At 48.5% G+C, this 18,132-nt stretch carries 16 protein-coding genes and 1 riboswitch; of the genes, 9 read left to right on the forward strand and 7 right to left on the reverse strand.

Annotated features, from left to right (window positions below; translation table 11 throughout):
* The first annotated feature begins 53 nt into the window (after window positions 1–53).
* From flgM to TRQ7_RS04515, 8 genes are all read left to right on the forward strand, one after another.
* Entirely contained in the window at window positions 54–335 is a 282-nt protein-coding gene (gene flgM, locus TRQ7_RS04480) for a flagellar biosynthesis anti-sigma factor FlgM (RefSeq protein WP_144399083.1), read from the forward strand.
* Window positions 332–781: a flagellar export chaperone FlgN gene (flgN, locus tag TRQ7_RS04485; protein ID WP_041844106.1), complete on the forward strand. Its 450-nt coding sequence runs from the start codon at window positions 332–334 to the stop codon at window positions 779–781. Before flgM ends, flgN begins: the two co-directional genes overlap by 4 nt.
* A gap of 2 nt (window positions 782–783) precedes the next feature.
* Window positions 784–3,360 carry a flagellar hook-associated protein FlgK gene (flgK, locus tag TRQ7_RS04490; RefSeq protein ID WP_041844107.1) on the forward strand — a complete coding sequence of 859 codons (2,577 nt, stop codon included), beginning with the start codon at window positions 784–786 and terminating at the stop codon, window positions 3,358–3,360.
* 4 nt (window positions 3,361–3,364) lie between these two features.
* Window positions 3,365–4,279, forward strand: coding sequence for a flagellar hook-associated protein FlgL (flgL, locus tag TRQ7_RS04495; protein WP_041844108.1), 915 nt, complete (start codon window positions 3,365–3,367; stop codon window positions 4,277–4,279).
* A 4-nt stretch (window positions 4,280–4,283) separates the two neighbouring features.
* Window positions 4,284–4,733 (forward strand): flagellar assembly protein FliW, encoded by a 450-nt coding sequence (gene fliW, locus TRQ7_RS04500; RefSeq protein WP_015919106.1) that lies wholly within the window; start codon window positions 4,284–4,286, stop codon window positions 4,731–4,733.
* 9 nt (window positions 4,734–4,742) lie between these two features.
* Window positions 4,743–4,928, forward strand: a riboswitch (cobalamin riboswitch).
* 50 nt (window positions 4,929–4,978) lie between these two features.
* Entirely contained in the window at window positions 4,979–5,872 is an 894-nt protein-coding gene (locus tag TRQ7_RS04505; RefSeq protein ID WP_041844109.1) for a cobalamin-binding protein, read from the forward strand.
* Entirely contained in the window at window positions 5,869–6,837 is a 969-nt protein-coding gene (locus tag TRQ7_RS04510) for an iron ABC transporter permease (protein WP_041844110.1), read from the forward strand. Before TRQ7_RS04505 ends, TRQ7_RS04510 begins: the two co-directional genes overlap by 4 nt.
* Before the next feature lie 10 nt (window positions 6,838–6,847).
* The gene (locus tag TRQ7_RS04515) at window positions 6,848–7,609 is read left to right on the forward strand and encodes an ABC transporter ATP-binding protein (RefSeq protein ID WP_236681757.1); all 762 of its coding nucleotides are present in this window, start codon (window positions 6,848–6,850) and stop codon (window positions 7,607–7,609) included.
* Here TRQ7_RS04515 and TRQ7_RS04520 read toward each other — a convergent pair.
* The 7 genes from TRQ7_RS04520 to TRQ7_RS04550 form a co-directional block, all read right to left on the reverse strand.
* Entirely contained in the window at window positions 7,592–8,569 is a 978-nt protein-coding gene (locus TRQ7_RS04520; protein WP_041844112.1) for an acetylxylan esterase, read from the reverse strand. The genes TRQ7_RS04515 and TRQ7_RS04520 overlap by 18 nt on opposite strands.
* 6 nt (window positions 8,570–8,575) lie before the next feature.
* Window positions 8,576–10,912 (reverse strand): glycoside hydrolase family 3 N-terminal domain-containing protein, encoded by a 2,337-nt coding sequence (locus TRQ7_RS04525; protein ID WP_041844113.1) that lies wholly within the window; start codon window positions 10,910–10,912, stop codon window positions 8,576–8,578.
* 149 nt (window positions 10,913–11,061) lie between these two features.
* Window positions 11,062–12,021 carry an ABC transporter ATP-binding protein gene (locus TRQ7_RS04530; protein ID WP_041844114.1) on the reverse strand — a complete coding sequence of 320 codons (960 nt, stop codon included), beginning with the start codon at window positions 12,019–12,021 and terminating at the stop codon, window positions 11,062–11,064.
* Entirely contained in the window at window positions 12,008–13,015 is a 1,008-nt protein-coding gene (locus tag TRQ7_RS04535; RefSeq protein WP_015919114.1) for an ABC transporter ATP-binding protein, read from the reverse strand. Before TRQ7_RS04535 ends, TRQ7_RS04530 begins: the two co-directional genes overlap by 14 nt.
* A 1-nt stretch (window position 13,016) precedes the next feature.
* Window positions 13,017–13,871 (reverse strand): ABC transporter permease, encoded by an 855-nt coding sequence (locus TRQ7_RS04540; protein WP_038066842.1) that lies wholly within the window; start codon window positions 13,869–13,871, stop codon window positions 13,017–13,019.
* A gap of 16 nt (window positions 13,872–13,887) precedes the next feature.
* Entirely contained in the window at window positions 13,888–14,895 is a 1,008-nt protein-coding gene (locus tag TRQ7_RS04545) for an ABC transporter permease (protein ID WP_015919116.1), read from the reverse strand.
* A gap of 75 nt (window positions 14,896–14,970) precedes the next feature.
* Window positions 14,971–16,848: an ABC transporter substrate-binding protein gene (locus tag TRQ7_RS04550; protein WP_015919117.1), complete on the reverse strand. Its 1,878-nt coding sequence runs from the start codon at window positions 16,846–16,848 to the stop codon at window positions 14,971–14,973.
* A gap of 219 nt (window positions 16,849–17,067) precedes the next feature.
* Here TRQ7_RS04550 and TRQ7_RS04555 point away from each other — a divergent pair, with 219 nt between their 5' ends.
* Window positions 17,068–18,108 carry an endo-1,4-beta-xylanase gene (locus tag TRQ7_RS04555; RefSeq protein WP_041844115.1) on the forward strand — a complete coding sequence of 347 codons (1,041 nt, stop codon included), beginning with the start codon at window positions 17,068–17,070 and terminating at the stop codon, window positions 18,106–18,108.
* Window positions 18,109–18,132 lie beyond the last annotated feature (24 nt).

The following is an 18,132-nucleotide window of genomic DNA, read 5'->3' on the forward strand; positions in this document are numbered from 1 at the left end:
CGGTTCAAATCTGAAGAGAATCAACCGATAATATTATACGGAAGGGGGTGAAGATGGTGATAGATGGCGTGAACGGGCCAAGAGAAGTGAATCCTCTCGAAGGAATAAAGGGACCTTCCGTAGAAAAATCAAAGGAGAAGAAAAAGAGCGAGCAGGGAGACAGAATCGAACTTCGCCACACCTGGAGTGTGGAAGAACTTACCAAAGAAGCAAAGAACATTTCTTCCATTAGAGAAGAACTCGTAGAAGAGCTGAGAAAAGCCATAGAGAGTGGAAATTACTTCGTTGATACGGAAAGGCTTGCACGGAAGATACTGGAGGAACTGTCTGAATGAAAAAAGAAAAGCTGAAGAACGTTCTAACAGAAAAAATCAACCTTATGGAAAAACTGAGAGAGCTTCTTCAGGAAAAACTCGAAGCTATTGTGATGAAGGATTTCAAAAAACTGGAAGATGTTATTGGACGCGTTGAGGAAATGTCTTTCCAGATGGAAGCGGTTAACGAAGAGCTGAGAAAAGCCCTTGATTTGCATGGTCAAGGATTGAAACTAGTTGATCTTCTAGAGATTTACAGAGATGACGAGGAAATGATGCTGATCTTGAAGGATTTCTTCGAATCTCTGAACAGGATTACGTTCGAGGTGGAAAAACTGAAACAGGCCATAGATTTTCATCTGAAATACATAGATCTCGTTTTCGGACTTCAGAGAAACAGCGTCACGTACAGAAAGGATGGCTCTTTCGATGAGGCTGGGCCGTCCACTTTCCTTGGGAGGTCCTGAACATGCCTGATATGTCCATGTTCGGCATTCTCAACACGGCACTCACTGGAATATACACTCACAAACTGGCGATGAACGTGGTCGGCCACAATATAGCAAACGCCAACACACCGGGATATTCCAGGCAAAGACCCGTTATAGAGGCCACTCCTCCCATTCCACTGACCACTCTGACCCAGCCCTCCATTCCTCTCCAGATGGGGACTGGCTCCAGGGTCAGAACGATAGTGAGATTGAGAGATGCATTTCTCGATATTCAGTACAGACAGGTGAACAACAGGTACAACTACTGGGATACCACACTGTCCAACCTCCACTTCATAGAACAGCTTCTGTCAGAGCCAGGAGAGAACGGCATTAGAAGCCTTGTGGACAGTTTCTGGAACGCCTTTCAGGAGGTCATGTCCGATCCTTCCAACACCGCTTCCAAGGCAGAAGTTGTCTCAAGGGCACAGCAGATGGTATCCCAGATAAAGGATCTCTATGGAAGGCTGGAACAGCTCAGGGAAGACATAGACAACGAGATCGTGCAGAGGGTTTCTGAGATAAACCAGATGATAAAAAGACTCGCTGATCTGAACAACAAGATTCGAATAGGAATGACGTTGAAATCTCCTCCCAACGATCTTCTCGACGAAAGGGACAGGATCCTGGACGAACTGTCGGACCTTGTGAACATAAATTACACGGAAGCAGAGGACGGACAGATCACACTGAGAATAGGAAATCAAATCGTTCTGAACGGTTCCACCTACAACGAAGTTCGGGCCCTGGAAAGACCGTACGGGAGAGGCTACCATGAGCTCTTCGTGGGTAACGCAAAGTTGATTCTCAGCGATGGAAAATTGAAAGCGCTTTTAGATCTGAGGGACTCAACCATTGTGAAGTATATGAGAAAGCTCGATGAATTCGTTCTTTTCACAACGGATGCGATCAACCTCATTCACAGAGACGGGTTCGAGTCAGGTGGTGTGACAACAAATCTAGATTTTTTCAAAAAGATCGAGTCTTTCTCGGATGATCCTGCGATATTCAGGATCAAGGGAAACAGAAAACTTGAGATGGGACCTTACCATACGGTCACGGGAATTCATTCCGCAACCAGCGTTTCAGAAATAACTGGAAAAACATTCACTTCCGATGACCTGATCCTCTCTTTTGGAGGAGGAACATCATCAGCTCTGGCCGTTTCTTCCGGATCAACCATAAATGACCTCATTTCCTCCTGGAACTTGCTTGGGACAACCCTGAGCACAGGACAGCACGCAGGAGGGTACAGGCTGTATCTGGAGGACACTTCTGGAGATCTCAGAAACAAGATTTTCTTTTCTCTGGGAGATTCACTTTCGAAGATGGGTTTTGAGACAGAAACAAGAGGTTTTCTCACCATAAAAGAGTCCGATTTTTCTTCACTTTCTCCTGGTATCTACAAAGTGAGTGTTGAGTACACTCTCAAAGATGGATCGAAACAGAGTGAGACGATCCCTATCGATCTTTCATCCGGTGTGAGTCTGTCGAACATTGCATCTTCCATAAATTCCTCCTTACATCTGAGGGCACAGGTCTACACCGATCCAGCTACGGGAGAGAACATGTTGGTGATCGTTCCCGACGAGTTTCTGAACTTCGATCCATCGGCGGTGAACGTTCTGAGCGATGACAGTTTCTTCACAGAGGCGAACGCTTTTGTTAGGAACTACGAGGTTTTGAAGTACAGGGACACACTGGAGAACGTTTTCTATGGACAGACGGGATTCGATCCCACCAGGGCTTTCACGATCACGATAAACTCTACCGACATAGAGATCGATCCGGTTGTGGATACTCTGGAGACACTCGTTGAAAAGATCAACGAGAAGGGCACAGGGGTTCTTGCCGATCTCACACCTCACAACTCTTTTGTTCTCAGGGCCACTTCACTCTACGATTTCGATCTCAGAATGATGGAAATAAAAGGTCCACAGGGATTCTTCGAAGCTCTGGGACTCATCGATCCAGACAACGATCCAACCACGTTCGACTGGACAAATTCCTATACGCTGGTATCGAAAAATGACGATTTTGATACACTGAGAGACAGGTTCAGGGTGTCGGACATTCTGACCTTCGACAGAGCACCACACGACGAACCTCTGAACATAGTCAACCAGTTTGAAGTGAGTTCTTCTTTGGCGTCTAATCCGAACAACCTTGCTGTTGACATTGGGTACGCTCTTGAGAACTCCGACTGGAACGCTGTGGATATAAGGCCTACCGGAGCTGCCAACCCGAAGCTTCTCGAGATGGTCCAGAATCTCTACACCAGAAAGATGCTGTCGAATGGAAAGGAGAGTTTCTACGAATTCTTCGGAGGTGTTGTTGCAGAACTTGGTGTCGAAGCGGAAACTGCCAGCAGTTTGAAGACCAACACAGAAATCCTCAGGCAGGAGATAGACAACGAGCGTGAAAGAGTGAAGGGTGTCTCTCTAGACGAGGAGATGGCGAACATGATAGAGTATCAGCACGCGTTCAGCGCTGCCGCCAAGGTCATCAGCACAGTGGATGAGATGATACAGACCGTGATAAACATGGTGAGGTGATAGAATGCGTGTAACGAACAAAATGATAAGCGACAGAGTACTGTTCAATGTACAGACGAGTTTAAAAAGGATCGCAAAACTCCACGATCAGCTTTCTTCGGGTTACAGAGTAAGGTACCCGAGTGATGACGCAGTCGTTGCCAAAAGGGCGAGCGATATCATGACGAGAAGAAGGGAACTCAAGCAATTCCAGAGGAACATAGATCATGTTCAGACTTATGTGAACGCGTACGACAGTGCTTTACAGACCGTTTCTGCGATTTCTCAGAGACTGAGAGAGTTGCTTGTGAGGGCCGCAAACGGAACGCTCTCGAAGGCAGAGCGAGAGGCGATAGCGGAGGAGATCGACAGGATAAGGGACAACCTGGTTGAGATAGCAAACACCAGGATTGGAAACGAATACATCTTCTCCGGCTACGATGTTTTCAGTGAGCCTGTAAAGTACGAAAACAACGCCTGGAAGATAGTAACCTCCCCTTCTGCGAACAGAAGCCGTTCTGTGTCGGTTCTGGGACGTTCCATAGAATACGGTGTCACGGCGGGTGAGATTTTCAAACTGGGCGATGGAAGAAATGTATTCCAGGTGCTGGACGAGGTGTCTGGCCTTCTGCGCTCAAACCTCGATGACAGTGCGATATCTTCTCACATATCGAACATCTCTCTGAAGGATCTTTCCTTCTTCGAAGAGAACATCACGAAAGTGACAGGAAAGGTAGGGGGAGTGAGCAGGTTCATAGAAATGGTCGAGAAGAGGATCGAAGATCTCGATTATTTCTTTACCGAGTACCTTTCCAAGGAAAGAGATGCCGATATAACAGAACTTGTGACAGATCTTGCGATGCAGCAATCTGTTCTGGAAGCCGCTTTGAAATCGGCAAGCAGGGTTCTTCAGGCTACTCTGGTGGATTTTGTGAGGTGATATCGTGGTTTACAGCACAAAACTCGGAGAGATAGAAATAACCGATGATCAGATCTTTGTATTCGAGGAAGGAATACCAGGATTTGAGCATCTGAAAAAGTTCGCACTGATCTTTCCAGAAGAGACCTTTCCCATAGGGTGGTTGCTTTCCCTGGAAGACAGCCATGTTGGCCTTCCTGTTGTGGATCCAAAGCTTGTAAGACCCGATTACGACCCCGTGGTACCGTCTGAAGACCTTGAAAAACTCGGGGTATCGAATCAAGATGAACTGCTCTTTTTCTGCGTCCTGACAATACCTCCTGGAAAACCAGAAGAGGCAACGATAAATCTCCGTGCCCCGATCATCATCAGGCAAAACACGAAGAAAGGAATGCAGGTGATACTGGAGAATGCAGATTATCACTTGAAGCACCTTCTCTCCGAAGAGATGGAACGGGCAAAATCTATGGTATGATTCTTTGAGAAAACCTCCCTCACCGTGAGGTACCCTTTTGGGTTCAAAGGGGAAGCCGGTGAGAATCCGGCGCGGGGCCGCCACCGTGACCGGGGACGAACCCCGCACGATGCCACTGGGGCTTTTGCCCTGGGAAGGCGCGGGGAGTAGGATGATCCGGAAGCCGGGAAACCCGCCCGCGGTGAAGGGAACCACCTTCCTCGAAGCCAGGAAGGTGGGAATATTTCGTTTTGGGAGGGATAGCCGTGTTCAGGAAACTGGGAGTTCTTCTGTTCGTTCTGATGTCCACCCTCACACTCGCCGTGGTCGTTGTTGACGATGCAGGAAGGGTGGTTGAGTTTTCGGCCGTTCCAGAGAGGGTGGTCAGCCTCTCTCCTGCCGCGACAAGGTTTCTGATCTTTCTGGGGCTGGAAGATAGGATCGTCGGTGTGACGGATTACGACAGTTACGAAGCAGAAAGAGTCGGTGCGATGGTTCCGGTGAACGTCGAAAAAGTGGTGGCACTGAATCCGGATCTTGTTCTGATGTTCGGTGGGTTTCAGCTTCCTGAGGTTGCAAAACTTGAGAGGGTTGGACTGAAGGTTCTGGTGATCAACCCCACTTCTCTCGATGACATCATAAGGGACGTGGTGCTTCTTGGAACGATCTTTGGTGAAAGGAAGCTTGCAGTTGAAAAGGCAGAGGAACTGAAGAATAAGATGCTGGAGATAGGAAAAAAAGCCTACAACATTCCTCCCTCGAAGCGTCCGAAGGTTCTGTATCTGATCTCCGCTCCGGGACCCGACGTGAAGGAAATATGGACCTGTGGAGAAGGATCTTATCTGGATGAGATCATCTCCCTCGCCGGTGGAATAAACATCGCTTCGGGTATTGCAGGTCCAAACGGCTGGCCACAGCTGTCTCTCGAGTACATTGTGGCACAGAATCCCGACGTGATCATCGTGGGAGTTTACGTTCCGGGAACGGAGGACGAGGAAGTGAAAAAGATCCTCGAATTCGACCCGTTCAGAGATGTAAACGCCGTGAAAAACAAGAGAGTCTTCACTGTGGACGGCAACCTTGCTTCTCAACCATCTCCAGATGTCTTCAAACTCCTCGACATTCTGTACGACTACTTCTACGGAGGAAATAACAGGTGAAGAAATTTATTCTTCCGATTCTGATGATCAGTTTTCTTTTTGGAATACTTTTCGGTGGTGTGTCACTGGACCCCCTCGAGATACTGGGGGTCCTCTTCGGTTTAAAAGAAAACCCACTGGTCGAGAGAATACTGTCCCTGAGAATTCCCAGGGTCTTTGCAAGTTTCGTCGTGGGAGCGGGACTTTCTCTGGTGGGGAACGCCTTTCAGAATCTTCTGAAAAACCCCCTCGTTGATCCGTATCTTCTTGGAATTTCCTCGGGGGCTTCCTTCGGAACTGTTCTTTCGCTCTACCTTGCGGAAGTCATCGGTGTTTCCTGGATATACCGTATTCCGCTTCTCAGTTTTGGCTTCTCAGTGATTGCCTCACTTCTCACCCTTTTCATTGCAAGGAGGGAAGGTCGTTTCCCTGTGACCTCCATCATCCTCGCAGGGGTTGTGATCAGCACCCTTTTCAGCTCCCTCACTTACGTGACGATCGTTCTTCTCAAAAGAAACGTGACCACCATATCCCTATGGCTCTTCGGGAGTTTTTCGGGAACTGTCTGGAGAGACGTAGTTTTCTACTCTGTAGTTGTCATACCCTTTCTTCTCTACTCCATAGTTTTTTCAAAACATCTCAACGCCATGGCGCTTGGTGAGGAAGAGGCCTTCGTTCTGGGAATCAACGTGGAGGCCCTGAAAGTGATCACGTTTCTTTTTGGAAATCTCACCACCGCTTTCCTCGTTTCCAGAAGCGGTGTGATAGGTTTCGTTGGTCTCATCGTTCCTCACATCGCCAGGTACCTTGTGGGTCCTGGTTTTTTAAGATCTGCACTGGCGAGCGTGATCGTGGGTGGTGTTCTTCTTACCCTCTGCGACACAGCTTCGAGATCCTTCTTTTCTCCAACAGAACTTCCTGTTGGAGTTGTAACCGCGCTGGTGGGTGCTCCTTTTCTCGCCTTTCTCATGAAAAGGGGTGTGTGAGTTGAAGGCGGTGAAGGTGGAGAATCTGTATTTTCGATACAGGACGGGTTTTTCTCTGGAGAATATTGAATTCTCTGTAGAAGAAGGAGAGTTTTTTGGGATAATAGGTCCCAACGGATCCGGTAAGACCACCCTTTTGAAGATACTATCAGGACTTCTGAAGCCTCAGAAAGGAATGGTGCTTCTCTTCGGGAAGGTTCCCTGGGAAGTTTCCAGAAAAGAGATGGCAAAGACCGTAACCCTCGTTTCTCAGGATTTCTTTCCCTCGTACGATTTCACCGTGAAAGAGATCGTTGAAATGGGGAGACTTCCACATCAGCGTCTTCTGAATGGAGCGAGCAAAAGAGACGAGGAGATCGTTTCAAAGAGCCTGGAACTGACCGACACCTTGAAATTCTCCTCCAGAACTTTCTGGACGCTGAGTGCCGGTGAACGAAGAAAGGTTGTGCTTTCAAAGGCAATCGCCCAGGACACGAAGATTCTCCTTGTGGACGAACTTACCGCTCACCTTGATTACAACAACGTGAGTCTTGTGGGCAACGTGATGAGAAAGTTAAAAGAATCCGGAAAGACCATCGTGGCGGTTTTTCACGATATAAACATGGCATCGCTTCTGTGTGACAGACTGGCTGTGATGAAAAACGGCAGGATCATAAAAATCGGAGCACCCACCGAGGTCCTCGACGAAGGAGTGCTCCGAAATGTTTTTGAAACGGAATTTGTCGTACTGACGCATCCTGTGACAAAAAAGCCTTTAGCCTTCCTCAAATAGCCTCTTCAAGAACCTCACCTGCTCAATTGCCTGGAAAGAACCTCCACCTTCGTGGTTGTTGTACGGATAGATCCTGATCTCCTTTGGACCGGCGTAGTGATTGTAAGCGGCGAAGACCGTAGAGGGAGGACAGATGGTGTCCATGAGTCCAACGGAAAACAGAGCGGGCACCTTTGCCCTTGCTGCGAAGTTCACACCATCGAAATAGGAAAGCGTTCTGAAAACAATCTCCTCTTTGTCCCTGTGGGTTTTGAGAAAGTTGGTGATCTCCACGTATGGGTGTGTGTCGACAAGTTGCACGGCCCTTCTGAAATGGCACAGAAACGGCACATCACAGAGCAGAGCCTTCACCTTGTTTGACAGAGCGCTCACTGCAAGGGCGATTCCCCCACCCTGACTGCCTCCGGCCACCACCACCTTCCTGGAATCCACTTTCGGGAAGGAAATGGCCGCTTCCACCGCCCTGACCGCATCTGCAAAGACCCGCCTGTAGTAATAGGTTCCCGGATCCAGAATGCCCCTCGTCATGAATCCGGGGTACTGTGGATCGACTGGACCCTCAGGGTAATCCGGTGTGTCTCCCTTCATCCAGCCGCTTCCCTGCCCCCTGGTGTCCATGACAAAACAGATGTAACCCATTGACGGCCAGAACAGCCAGTCGTGTGGAAAACCCCTTCCACCATTGTAACCTATGTACTGCACGACGCATGGAAGCTTTTCTTCCGCCAACTTCGGAACAAGAAGCCAGCCCTTTATTCTCTGCCCCCTGTATCCAGAGAAAGTAACATCGTACGTTTCAACCGTTTTGAGATGAAAGTCCACCTTTTCAAAGACGGGATCCAGAGGGAATCCTTCGCTTTCTTTAAGTGTTTCCCTCCAGAACTCGTCGAAATCTTTCTCCTCGTACCTTTCAGGCCGGTACTTTTTCAGTTCCTCAAGGGGCATATCGAAGAAGGCCACTTTTCATCACTCCTCGTAGACCTCTGTGAAAAACTTTCTCTTTCCTACGACTTCTCTTTTGCTTCCGGTGACGGAGAAAGAACCGGTGAGTCTGATGTCCTCAGAGGAACTACCCACCATCACCCTGAACTCACCGGGTTCCACAACAAGCTTCATGTCCCTGTCGTAATATGCGAGAACATCCGTGTGAAGTCTGAACACAACCGTCTTCTTCTCTTTTGCCTTCAAAGAAACCCTCTTGAAGCCCTTCAACTCCTTCACAGGCCTTGTGACACTTGCAAACTCACGACCAATGTAAAGTTGGACCACCTCGTCCCCATCCATGTCTCCCACGTTTTCCACATCGACCTTTATCACGACCTCCCCTGCAGATGGTACCTCCTTCGGCTCTATCCTCAGGTTGCTGTACTCAAACCTCGTGTAGGACAGACCGTGTCCGAAAGGAAAGAGGGGCTTTGTGCTCTCATCCACATAGTCTCCATGCCAGTGAGACCTTCCTCCAGAGGGTTTGACGTAGTGAAAGACGGGGATCTGACCTGCACTCCTTGGGAAACTGATCGGGAGCTTCCCGGAGGGATTCACCTTTCCGTAGATGACATCGACGATCGCTCTTCCACCTGCCTCTCCAGGGAGCCACACCTGAAGGATGGCGTTCACTCTGTCGACCAGGTTTTTGAGTGAGTAGGGTCTTCCTGTGATGAGGACAAGAACGACAGGTTTTCCTGTTTTTGCGACTTCGAGGACGAGTTCTTCCTGTACGCCGGGGAGTTTCAGGTTTGCCATGTCTCTGGATTCACCCGTTGTGCAGTCGAGGGTGAGGCCGGATCTGTCTCCGACCACAACGATGGCAACGTCTGACCTTTTTGCAACCTCAATCGCTTCTTTGAACCCGCTTCTGTCTTCTCCTGTTACTTCGCATCCCTTCGCATACTCGAAATCAATACCCTCTTCTTTGAAGGCATCGAGAACGCTTGGAATGCTCTTCATGTGCTCTTCTATACTCTTTTTCAATCTTTCGTAGTTTTCCCTTGGAATCTGCGGATTTCCAAAGACATCGTCTATGTTGTCGAGGAGTGCCCTTATGTGGGCAAGGTACATGTAGTCGCCAAGAAGGTTCCTCACCTCACCCGCGTTCGGTCCTATCAGAGCGACTTTTTTGTTTTTCTGGAGGGGCAGCGTTCCGTCGTTTTTGAGGAGGATGATGGATTTTCTTGCGATTTCGAGGGCAAGGTCTCTGTGGCTTTCTATCTTCGCCTTTTCCACATCGACGTACGGATTCTCGAAGAGACCGAGCATGAACTTGAGTTTCAGTACCCTGGAAACGGCCTCGTCGATCAGCGATTCGGGCACAATTCCCTTTTCGACGAGATCCTTAAGGTGCTGATAACAGTCTGTCTTTGGAAGTTCAACGTCTATTCCCGCTTCGAGGGCGAGTCTTGCAGATTCAGATTTGTCTTTCGCTATCCTGTGGTATTCTCCGAGCATGTTCACCGCAAAGTAGTCGGAAACAACGATACCCTCGAATCCCCAGTCTTTTCTCAGAATATCGGTGAGAAGCCTTCTGTTTGCTGCACAGGGCACACCGTCTATTTCACTGTAGGAGTTCATCACAGAAAGCACTCTTGCTTCTTTGACCGCAGCTTCAAATGGGAAAAGAAAGACTTCTCTGAACTCTCTTTCAGGAATGTTCGTCGGTGCCCAGTTCTTTCCGCCTTCAGAAGCGCTGTATCCTGCAAAGTGTTTCACCGTAGCGACAACGCCTTCTTTTATGTTTTCACCCTGGAGTCCTCTCACGTAGGAAACACCCATCCTTGCGACAAGGTAAGGAGACTCCCCGAACGTTTCCTCCGTTCTTCCCCACCTTGGATCTCTTGCCACGTCCAGAACGGGAGCAAGTCCCTGGTGCGCTCCTACCTTCCTCATGTCCTCTCTGATGGCCGCTGTCATCTTCTCTATGAGATCTGGATCCCAGGTGCTCGCCATCGCTATTGCCTGTGGGAAGTTGGTTCCACCAAGACCCATGTATCCGGTGAGACACTCTTCGTGTATCATCGCAGGTATTCCAAGACGTGTTTCCTCCACAAGAAAGCGCTGTATTTCGTTCACAAGTTCTGCAGCTTCTTGTGGCTCAAGGTTCGTGGAGCCTCCAGGACGCGTGATCTGGCCGATGCCGTTTTTTAGAAGATCTTTTGCCTTTTCTCTTTTGAACTTTCCTCTCTCATCTATCAACTCGTATCCCCAGACAGAACCGAGTTGAGCAATTTTCTCTTCCAGAGTCATCCTCGAAAGAAGATCTTTCACCCTCACCTCGACTGGTTGTGATGGGTCCCTGTACAGTTCCATAACTTTCCCTCCTCATTCGCCGTGTTCCCATATGGATTTTTTGATTTCCTTCAGCCACAGGTTTCTGATGATGGGATTGACCTGAACCCTGCTGTCTCCCCAGTATCCGTTCGCTTGACGAACTTCCGATCTCCTAAAGGGAATGTGCTTTATTTTCTGTAAAGGAAACACTTCACCTGGACACCATCGACTTCGAAGTATGGAGGTGGTTCTTTTTTGCAGATGTCCATCACCTTCGGACATCTTCCGGCGAACTTGCAGCCCTGCCTGAGGTATTCTGTTTGTTCTGTCTCAGACAACTTTATTCTGATGTTCCATTTCTTCTTCGGATCAGGCTCAGGAACGGACTCTCTCAGAAGCTGGGTGTAAGGGTGTTTTGGCTCCATGAGAACCTTCTCTGCCGGTCCCAGTTCCACTATGTTCCCTCTGAACATGACAGCGATTCTGTCTGAGACATAATACGCTGTTGTGAGGTCGTGTGTGATGTACAGAACACTCACACCGTACTGTTCTTTGAGGTCCTTGAATAGGTTCACGATGGACATCCTCAGGGATGCGTCCACCATGGAAACGGGTTCGTCTGCCACAAGAAGCGATGGATTTGTAAGAAGCGCCCTTGCTATGGAGATCCTCTGAAGCTGCCCACCCGAGAACTCACTCGGATACTTTTCTGAGAACTCCTCAAAGGAGATTCCAACGGCGGAGAGTTTTTCCCTGATGATCTCTTCTGCCTTCTCTTTTGTATCTGCTATTCCCAGATTGAAAAGTGTCTCGTAGAAGTACCTGTCCACCTTCCTGAGGGGGTTGAACGTGGAAAACGGATTCTGGAAGACCGCCTGTATCTCCCTCAAGAGTTCTTTCCTCTCTTTTTCATGCACCCTTTCTATCCTCTTTCCTTTGTAGACGATCTCTCCGGAGGTGGGCTCTTCGAATCCAAGGATGATCTTTGCCGTGGTGGTCTTTCCACAGCCACTCTCTCCAGCCAGTGTGAAGATCTCCGCCTCTTTTATGTCGAAGTTCACCCTGTCCACGGCCACTATCTTCGTTCTGGAAAAGATGCTCCCTATGGTGAAGATCTTCGTCAGGTTTTTTATCTCAAGAAGTGGCATTCTTTCCCTCCTCTACCAGCCAGCATGCGACTTTGTGTCCTGGCAGGTACTCTTTGAGAGGTGGTATCTCCTTTTTGCACCTGTCGAACGCATGAGGACATCTTGGATGGAAACTGCATCCTGGTGGAAGGTCTGCAAGGGAAGGAGGACTTCCAGGGGCACTCTCTCTTCTTCCCTTGTCTCCGAACTTCGGAAGTGAGAATATCAGGTATTTCGTGTAGGGATGCATGGGGTTTTCAAAGATCTCTTCGGTCTTTGCTTCCTCTATGATCTTTCCAGCGTACATGATCGCTATCCTGTCTGCCACGTTTGCATGAACTCCCATGTCGTGTGTGACCAGAATGATGGTGTTCTGTCTTGAGGACTGTACCTCTTTGAGAAGCTGTATTACACCTCTCTGTGTCACAACGTCGAGGGCCGTTGTGGGCTCGTCTGCGATGATCACCTTCGGTGATAGAACGGTCGCAAGGGCGATCGTCACCCTCTGTCTCATTCCACCGGACAGCTGGTGTGGATAGGCGTTGAGAATCTCTATCGGAAGGCCAAGTTCTTTTATGTGTTCTTTTGCCATCTCGTAGGCCTCTTCCTTTGTCTTTCCAGTTGTGTGACTCTCTATGAAGTCCTTGAAGGTCTCTTTTATCTTCACCACAGGATTCAACACGCTCATCGATCCCTGTGGAACGTAAGAGATGAAACTCCACCTAAGTTTCCTTCGTTCTTCTTCACTGAGAGAGTAAACATCTATTTCTCTTCCGTTCTCTCTGTACAGTACCTTTCCTCCCACGATCCTCTGAGGTGGCTCTATCGCAGCAAAGAGTGCTTTAAGAAGCGTGCTCTTTCCACAGCCGCTCTCTCCTGCTATGCCGTATATCTCGTTCTCTCTTATCGAGATGTTCACATCGTCCACCGCTTTTACCACTCTCTTTTTGCCGAATATGTCCAGAATGTAGTAAGATTTGAGATTCTCTGTCCTCAACACTTCCACCGCTATCACCTCATGCCTGTCCTATTCTCTGTATCCTCATCCTCGGATCAAGATACTCACTGATGCTGACCGAGATGAGATACAGCGCTATGAACAGAAAGATTGATGTTATGACCGGTGTCAATACCCACCACCAGTATCCCAGAAGAAGTGCCTGGTAGTTTATCGACCACTGGAGCATGGTGCCAAGGGTTGGAATATCGAGGTTGGAAACACCCAGGATTGCGAGTGTGATCTCCATTCCGATCGCCCAGGACATGTTACCGATGAGCGTTGCGAAGATGAGAGGGATCAAAAACGGCAGATACTCTTTGAAGACGATGGCCAGCGCCTTCGAACCTGAAAGGAGGGCGGTGTAGGTGAAATCCCTCTCTCTCAGACTCAAAACCTGGGATCTTATGACCCTCGCGTCCCATGCCCAGCCGAAGACGCCAAGAAGAAGTCCCAGCATAGGTAGACTGAGTCGAGCCTTCACCATCGTGGCGATGAGAACGATTATGATGAAAAGGGGTATCACAAGGAAAGAGTCACTCAGAAACATGAGAACCCTGTCAGCAGCTCCTCCCTTGTATCCGGCGATCATTCCCACGATCATCGCTATGACCCTTGAGACAAGGCCTGCTATGAGCGACATGATGAGTGAGTTCCTCACGGCAAAGGTGAGTTTCCAGAAGATATCTTGTCCCATGGAGTTTGTACCCAGTATGTGAGGCCACTGGGGAGGAAGGTCCCTTGGAACCTGGTTCCACAGGTAAGGGTTGTAGGGTGAAAAGAAAGATAGAACAGAAAGTCCCGCAAGAACCAGAAACACTATAAAGCCGAATCTGAAGCGTGTATCTCTCAACAGATCCTTCAACACCTGCATTCTTTCCACTCCCTTTTCATCTGTATCTCACTCTCGGATCGAACAGAGGATAAAGCAGATCTATCAAAAGAATACTCGTTGTGATCAGAAGGATGGAAAGTGTGCTGACGCCCATCAAGAGGTTGTAGTCACCCGTGAATATGGCGTTGTAAAGGAGTGTTCCAATGCCGGGGTAGGAGAACACGATCTCCGTGATCAGGGCACCTCCAAAGATCTGACCTAAAGATAGAGCAAGTCCTGTTATCTGTGGCAACATGGCGTTCCTTATAACGTATCTTCGGACGATTCTCTTCTCTTCTATTCCTCCCATCTTGGCGTATTTGACGTAGTCTTCTGATTTCACACTCTGAACGACAAGTTTCATCGCCTGAAACCAGATGAACACACCGATCAGTATCAGAGACAGAGCTGGCAAAAACGCGTGCTTCAACAGGATCAGAAGATTTTCCCAGCTGAAGGTGAACTGCATTCCTATCGCAAAGCCGCCTCCAATTGGGAAAATGGGAATGATGTATGCAAGAAGTATCAGGAGCCCAAGGGCAAGGATATAGTACGGCATCGGTCTTATCACCATCGCGATGGCATCGAGTATCTTCACCCATCTTCTGTTCGAAAAGTACCCCGCAAGACCTCCAAGGATGTTTCCTATGATCCAGGAAAGAACAGTTGTCACCAGAAGAAGCCATGCAGTCCAGGGCAAAGACTGTTTTATCAGTTTTATCACGGGTGTTGGAAACTGATAGTAGGAGGGACCGAAATCTCCCTTTAAAAAGCGTTTCCAGAAGTTTATGTACTGTTCCCACAGACTTCCCTTCAGTCCATAAAGTTCTTTCAGGGTTTCTGTCATCTCTTCTATCGCCTTCGGATCCATGTACGTTCCCTGTGCCACAAGACGATTTATGAACTGCTGTACCGGATCTGTTGGCAGAAACCTTGGTATGAAAAAGATCATCGTGATTCCTACCCAGATAACAAGAAAGTACGTTACCAGTCTTGGGAGGAGATACCTTCTCACGAAGTTCAAGATCTCTGACCTCCTTTTCTCTTTAAAGGACCGGGGGTTATCCCCCCCCGGCCCCCGTTTGAAAGATATTTTACATCATTTTCTACCGGTTGGTTTCAAGAACGGGAGCATGTACTTGAAGTTGGGCCAGTGATGGTACGGCTGTGCATACATGTTCTCCGCACCAGGATAGTTCGTCCAGTAGTATTCATCCCATGCGATGACACCCGGGTAGTTGAACGTTGGTATCGTCGGCATCTCTTTGACAAGAAGCTTCAAACCTTCAACTCCAAGTTCGATGAGCCTCTTTGTGTCTCCCCAGGCTGTCTTCTGTATCTCGTCTATGATCTTGTCCATCTCAGGATTGCTCCATCTTGCGTAGTTGCCCCATGGGGCGTTTTCTCCAATGGGTCTGATGTATTTGGAGTGGAACGGCTCGAGTGTTCTGAACAGATCTGGATGTCCTCCCCATGGCTCCGCCGCTGGCCAGTCTGTTGAGACTTCGAATTCTCCTCTCTGATCAAGAGTTGCCGCTGCATCCGTTGTCTGGACCGTTACATCGATACCGAATTTCTTCCACGCCTGAGCGGCTGCAAAGGCGTTTCTGTAACCCGGGTGAGCCGGATTGGTTCCCGTGGTGATGGTAATTTTCCAGAGTTCACCGTTGGGCAGGTGCCATTTTCCATCTTTGTCTCTGTAGAATCCGTTCTTTTCAAGAAGTTTTGCTGCAACATCGGGTGCGTACTTCCACCATCCGGGTCCAAAGATCCTCTTGATCAGTTCTGGATTGTCAGGCACAGGATATCCTCTCTTCTTTGCGTATTCGGCCAGTCTGAATCCTGCTGTTGGATCATAAGGTTTGAACTTTTCTCCGTTTCCAAGGTCGAGTTCGAAGTTCTTCAGCCAGTCTTCGAGTTTTGTGAAGTACCAGTTGTAGTATGCGGTTGTGAGAGGAATGTGAATGGGACTCAGGGTGACCGCTCCATCGAACGCGTTGGCGGCATATTCAACGATGTCGATCGCAAGTGTGAGTGCCCATCTCACATCAGGATTGTTGAAGGGTTCTCTGGCTGTGTTGAAGTGAAGCCCTGTCACACATGGGTCGATGTTGACGGTCCACGGGAAGTTTCTTCTCCAGGCCCTTGCAGTTTTGACTCTGCTGAGAACGGCTTTGAGGGCTTCAAGTGTGAGGTCAGCTGCATCGAGCTGGTGCTGTGCCATGGCGAGAACCTGCTTTTCGGGACCACCATACGTGATGAAGAGCACGTATTTTGGTTGTGGCATGCCATATAGCATTCCTGTTGGTGTTCTGTCCCAGTCTTCTCTTCTTTCCCAGAGCGTCCAGTATCCTCCGGGATCGTATCCTTTGAGAACGTAAGGTCCTGTTCCAACGGGCGGATTGAAATCGAACGTGAGAGGATCTTCCACTTTCTCAAATATGTGCTTTGGAAGAGGTCTCAGAGCGCCCCATCTGTCGAGGAAGTAGGTGTGGAATCTGGAATTAGGCTCTTTAAGCTTGATCACGACCGTGTAATCGTCCACCTTCACGATCTCTTTTACCTGCTGCATCTGGGAGTTGTACCCCATTCCCGGTGTGTTTTTGACGAGCTCGATGGTATAAATTAGGTCATCTGCTGTAAACGGTACACCATCACTCCAGTAGACACCTTTTCTGAGTTTTATGGTGAGTTCTGTGAAGTCGGAGTTGTACTTTGGAGGTTCAGCGGCAAGAGCGTTGATGATCTCTCCGGTGGCGTACTCAACGCACCAGAGTGGTTCCAGAAGGAGATTCTGGATACCCCTGTCGTTCCAGACCCAAGTAGCCCAGATGTTGAAGTTACCGGGGTTGGCAGCTCTACCCGTTAGGTTGTCGGCTATGAACGTCTCGTTTCTGGGAATCCCTGGTGGAAGCTGCTGTGCAAAGAACAGGGTGAAGATGGAAACAACGAACAGGATCACAAGAAACTTCCTCATGAAAACTCACCTCCCTTGATTGTATGTATATTTTTTCCTTTCGGGAAATATTTTAATGTAAATCTCCCTGAAAAATCAAGATCCATTTTTCATGAATAACGGAAATTGTTGAGGGTTGCAAAGAATTATTTCAAAATATTGTCGTTTTTCTCCATTTTTCTCTTTTTTTCTTTCTGGTATCATATTTCCGTACACAAATGAAAAAGGAGGTTTCATGTTATGAAAGGGTTGACTGCTCTGTTGTTACTTCTGATCGGGTGTGTTTCGTCCTTTGGCTCACAGGATGTACCCTTGAGAGTGCTCGCAGAGAAGTTGAACATTCACATCGGATTTGCAGCAAGGAACAATTTCTGGTCTCTTCCCGACGCAGAAAAGTACATGGAAGTTGCAAAAAGAGAGTTCAACATCCTCACGCCCGAAAACCAGATGAAGTGGGACACCATACACCCGGAAAGAAACAGATACAACTTTGAACCTGCCGAAAGACACGTCGAATTTGCCCTGGAAAACGACATGATCGTGCACGGTCACACCTTAGTCTGGCACAACCAGCTTCCTGGATGGCTCACAGACCAGGAGTGGTCGAAGGAAGAACTCTTGAACGTTCTTGAAGATCACATAAAGACGGTGGTGTCTCACTTCAGGGGCAGAGTGAAGATCTGGGATGTTGTGAACGAAGCGGTGAGTGACTCTGGAACCTACAGAGAAAGCATATGGTACAGAACGATCGGTCCTGAGTACATTGAAAAGGCCTTCATCTGGGCAAAGGAAGCAGATCCGGATGCGATTCTCATCTACAACGATTACAACATCGAAGAGATCAACGCCAAGTCCAACTTCGTCTACAACATGATAAAGAACCTGAGGGAAAAAGGAGTTCCCATAGATGGAATAGGGTTTCAGATGCATATAGATTACAGGGGAATCAACTACGAGAGTTTCAAGAAAAACCTGGAAAGATTCGCAGAGCTTGGACTTCAGATCTACATCACGGAGATGGACGTGAGGATTCCCCTTGGTGGATCGGTAGAGTACTATCTGAAAAAACAGGCGGAAGTCTACAGGAGGATCTTCGAGATCTGTCTGGACAACCCCGCTGTCAGGGCGATCCAGTTCTGGGGATTCACGGACAAGTACTCTTGGGTTCCAGGTTTCTTCAAAGGTTACGGCAAGGCGTTGATCTTCGATGAAAACTACAACCCCAAACCATGCTATTTTGCAATAAGGGAAGTCATGGAGGAAAAGCTGAAAGAAAGATAAAAGGGGGCAGCGCCCCCTTTCTTC

Source organism: Thermotoga sp. RQ7, from assembly GCF_000832145.1.
In the GTDB taxonomy this organism is placed as follows: domain Bacteria; phylum Thermotogota; class Thermotogae; order Thermotogales; family Thermotogaceae; genus Thermotoga; species Thermotoga neapolitana.

Coding starts and splice junctions, on each gene's coding strand:
- TRQ7_RS04550 (WP_015919117.1), bottom strand. CDS start 16,848: ATGAGGAAGTTTCTTGTGATCCTGTTCGTTGTTTCCATCTTCACCCTG.
- flgM (WP_144399083.1), top strand. CDS start 54: ATGGTGATAGATGGCGTGAACGGGCCAAGAGAAGTGAATCCTCTCGAA.
- flgN (WP_041844106.1), top strand. CDS start 332: ATGAAAAAAGAAAAGCTGAAGAACGTTCTAACAGAAAAAATCAACCTT.
- flgL (WP_041844108.1), top strand. CDS start 3,365: ATGCGTGTAACGAACAAAATGATAAGCGACAGAGTACTGTTCAATGTA.
- TRQ7_RS04530 (WP_041844114.1), bottom strand. CDS start 12,021: ATGCCACTTCTTGAGATAAAAAACCTGACGAAGATCTTCACCATAGGG.
- TRQ7_RS04525 (WP_041844113.1), bottom strand. CDS start 10,912: ATGGAACTGTACAGGGACCCATCACAACCAGTCGAGGTGAGGGTGAAA.
- flgK (WP_041844107.1), top strand. CDS start 784: ATGCCTGATATGTCCATGTTCGGCATTCTCAACACGGCACTCACTGGA.
- TRQ7_RS04540 (WP_038066842.1), bottom strand. CDS start 13,871: ATGCAGGTGTTGAAGGATCTGTTGAGAGATACACGCTTCAGATTCGGC.
- TRQ7_RS04555 (WP_041844115.1), top strand. CDS start 17,068: ATGAAAGGGTTGACTGCTCTGTTGTTACTTCTGATCGGGTGTGTTTCG.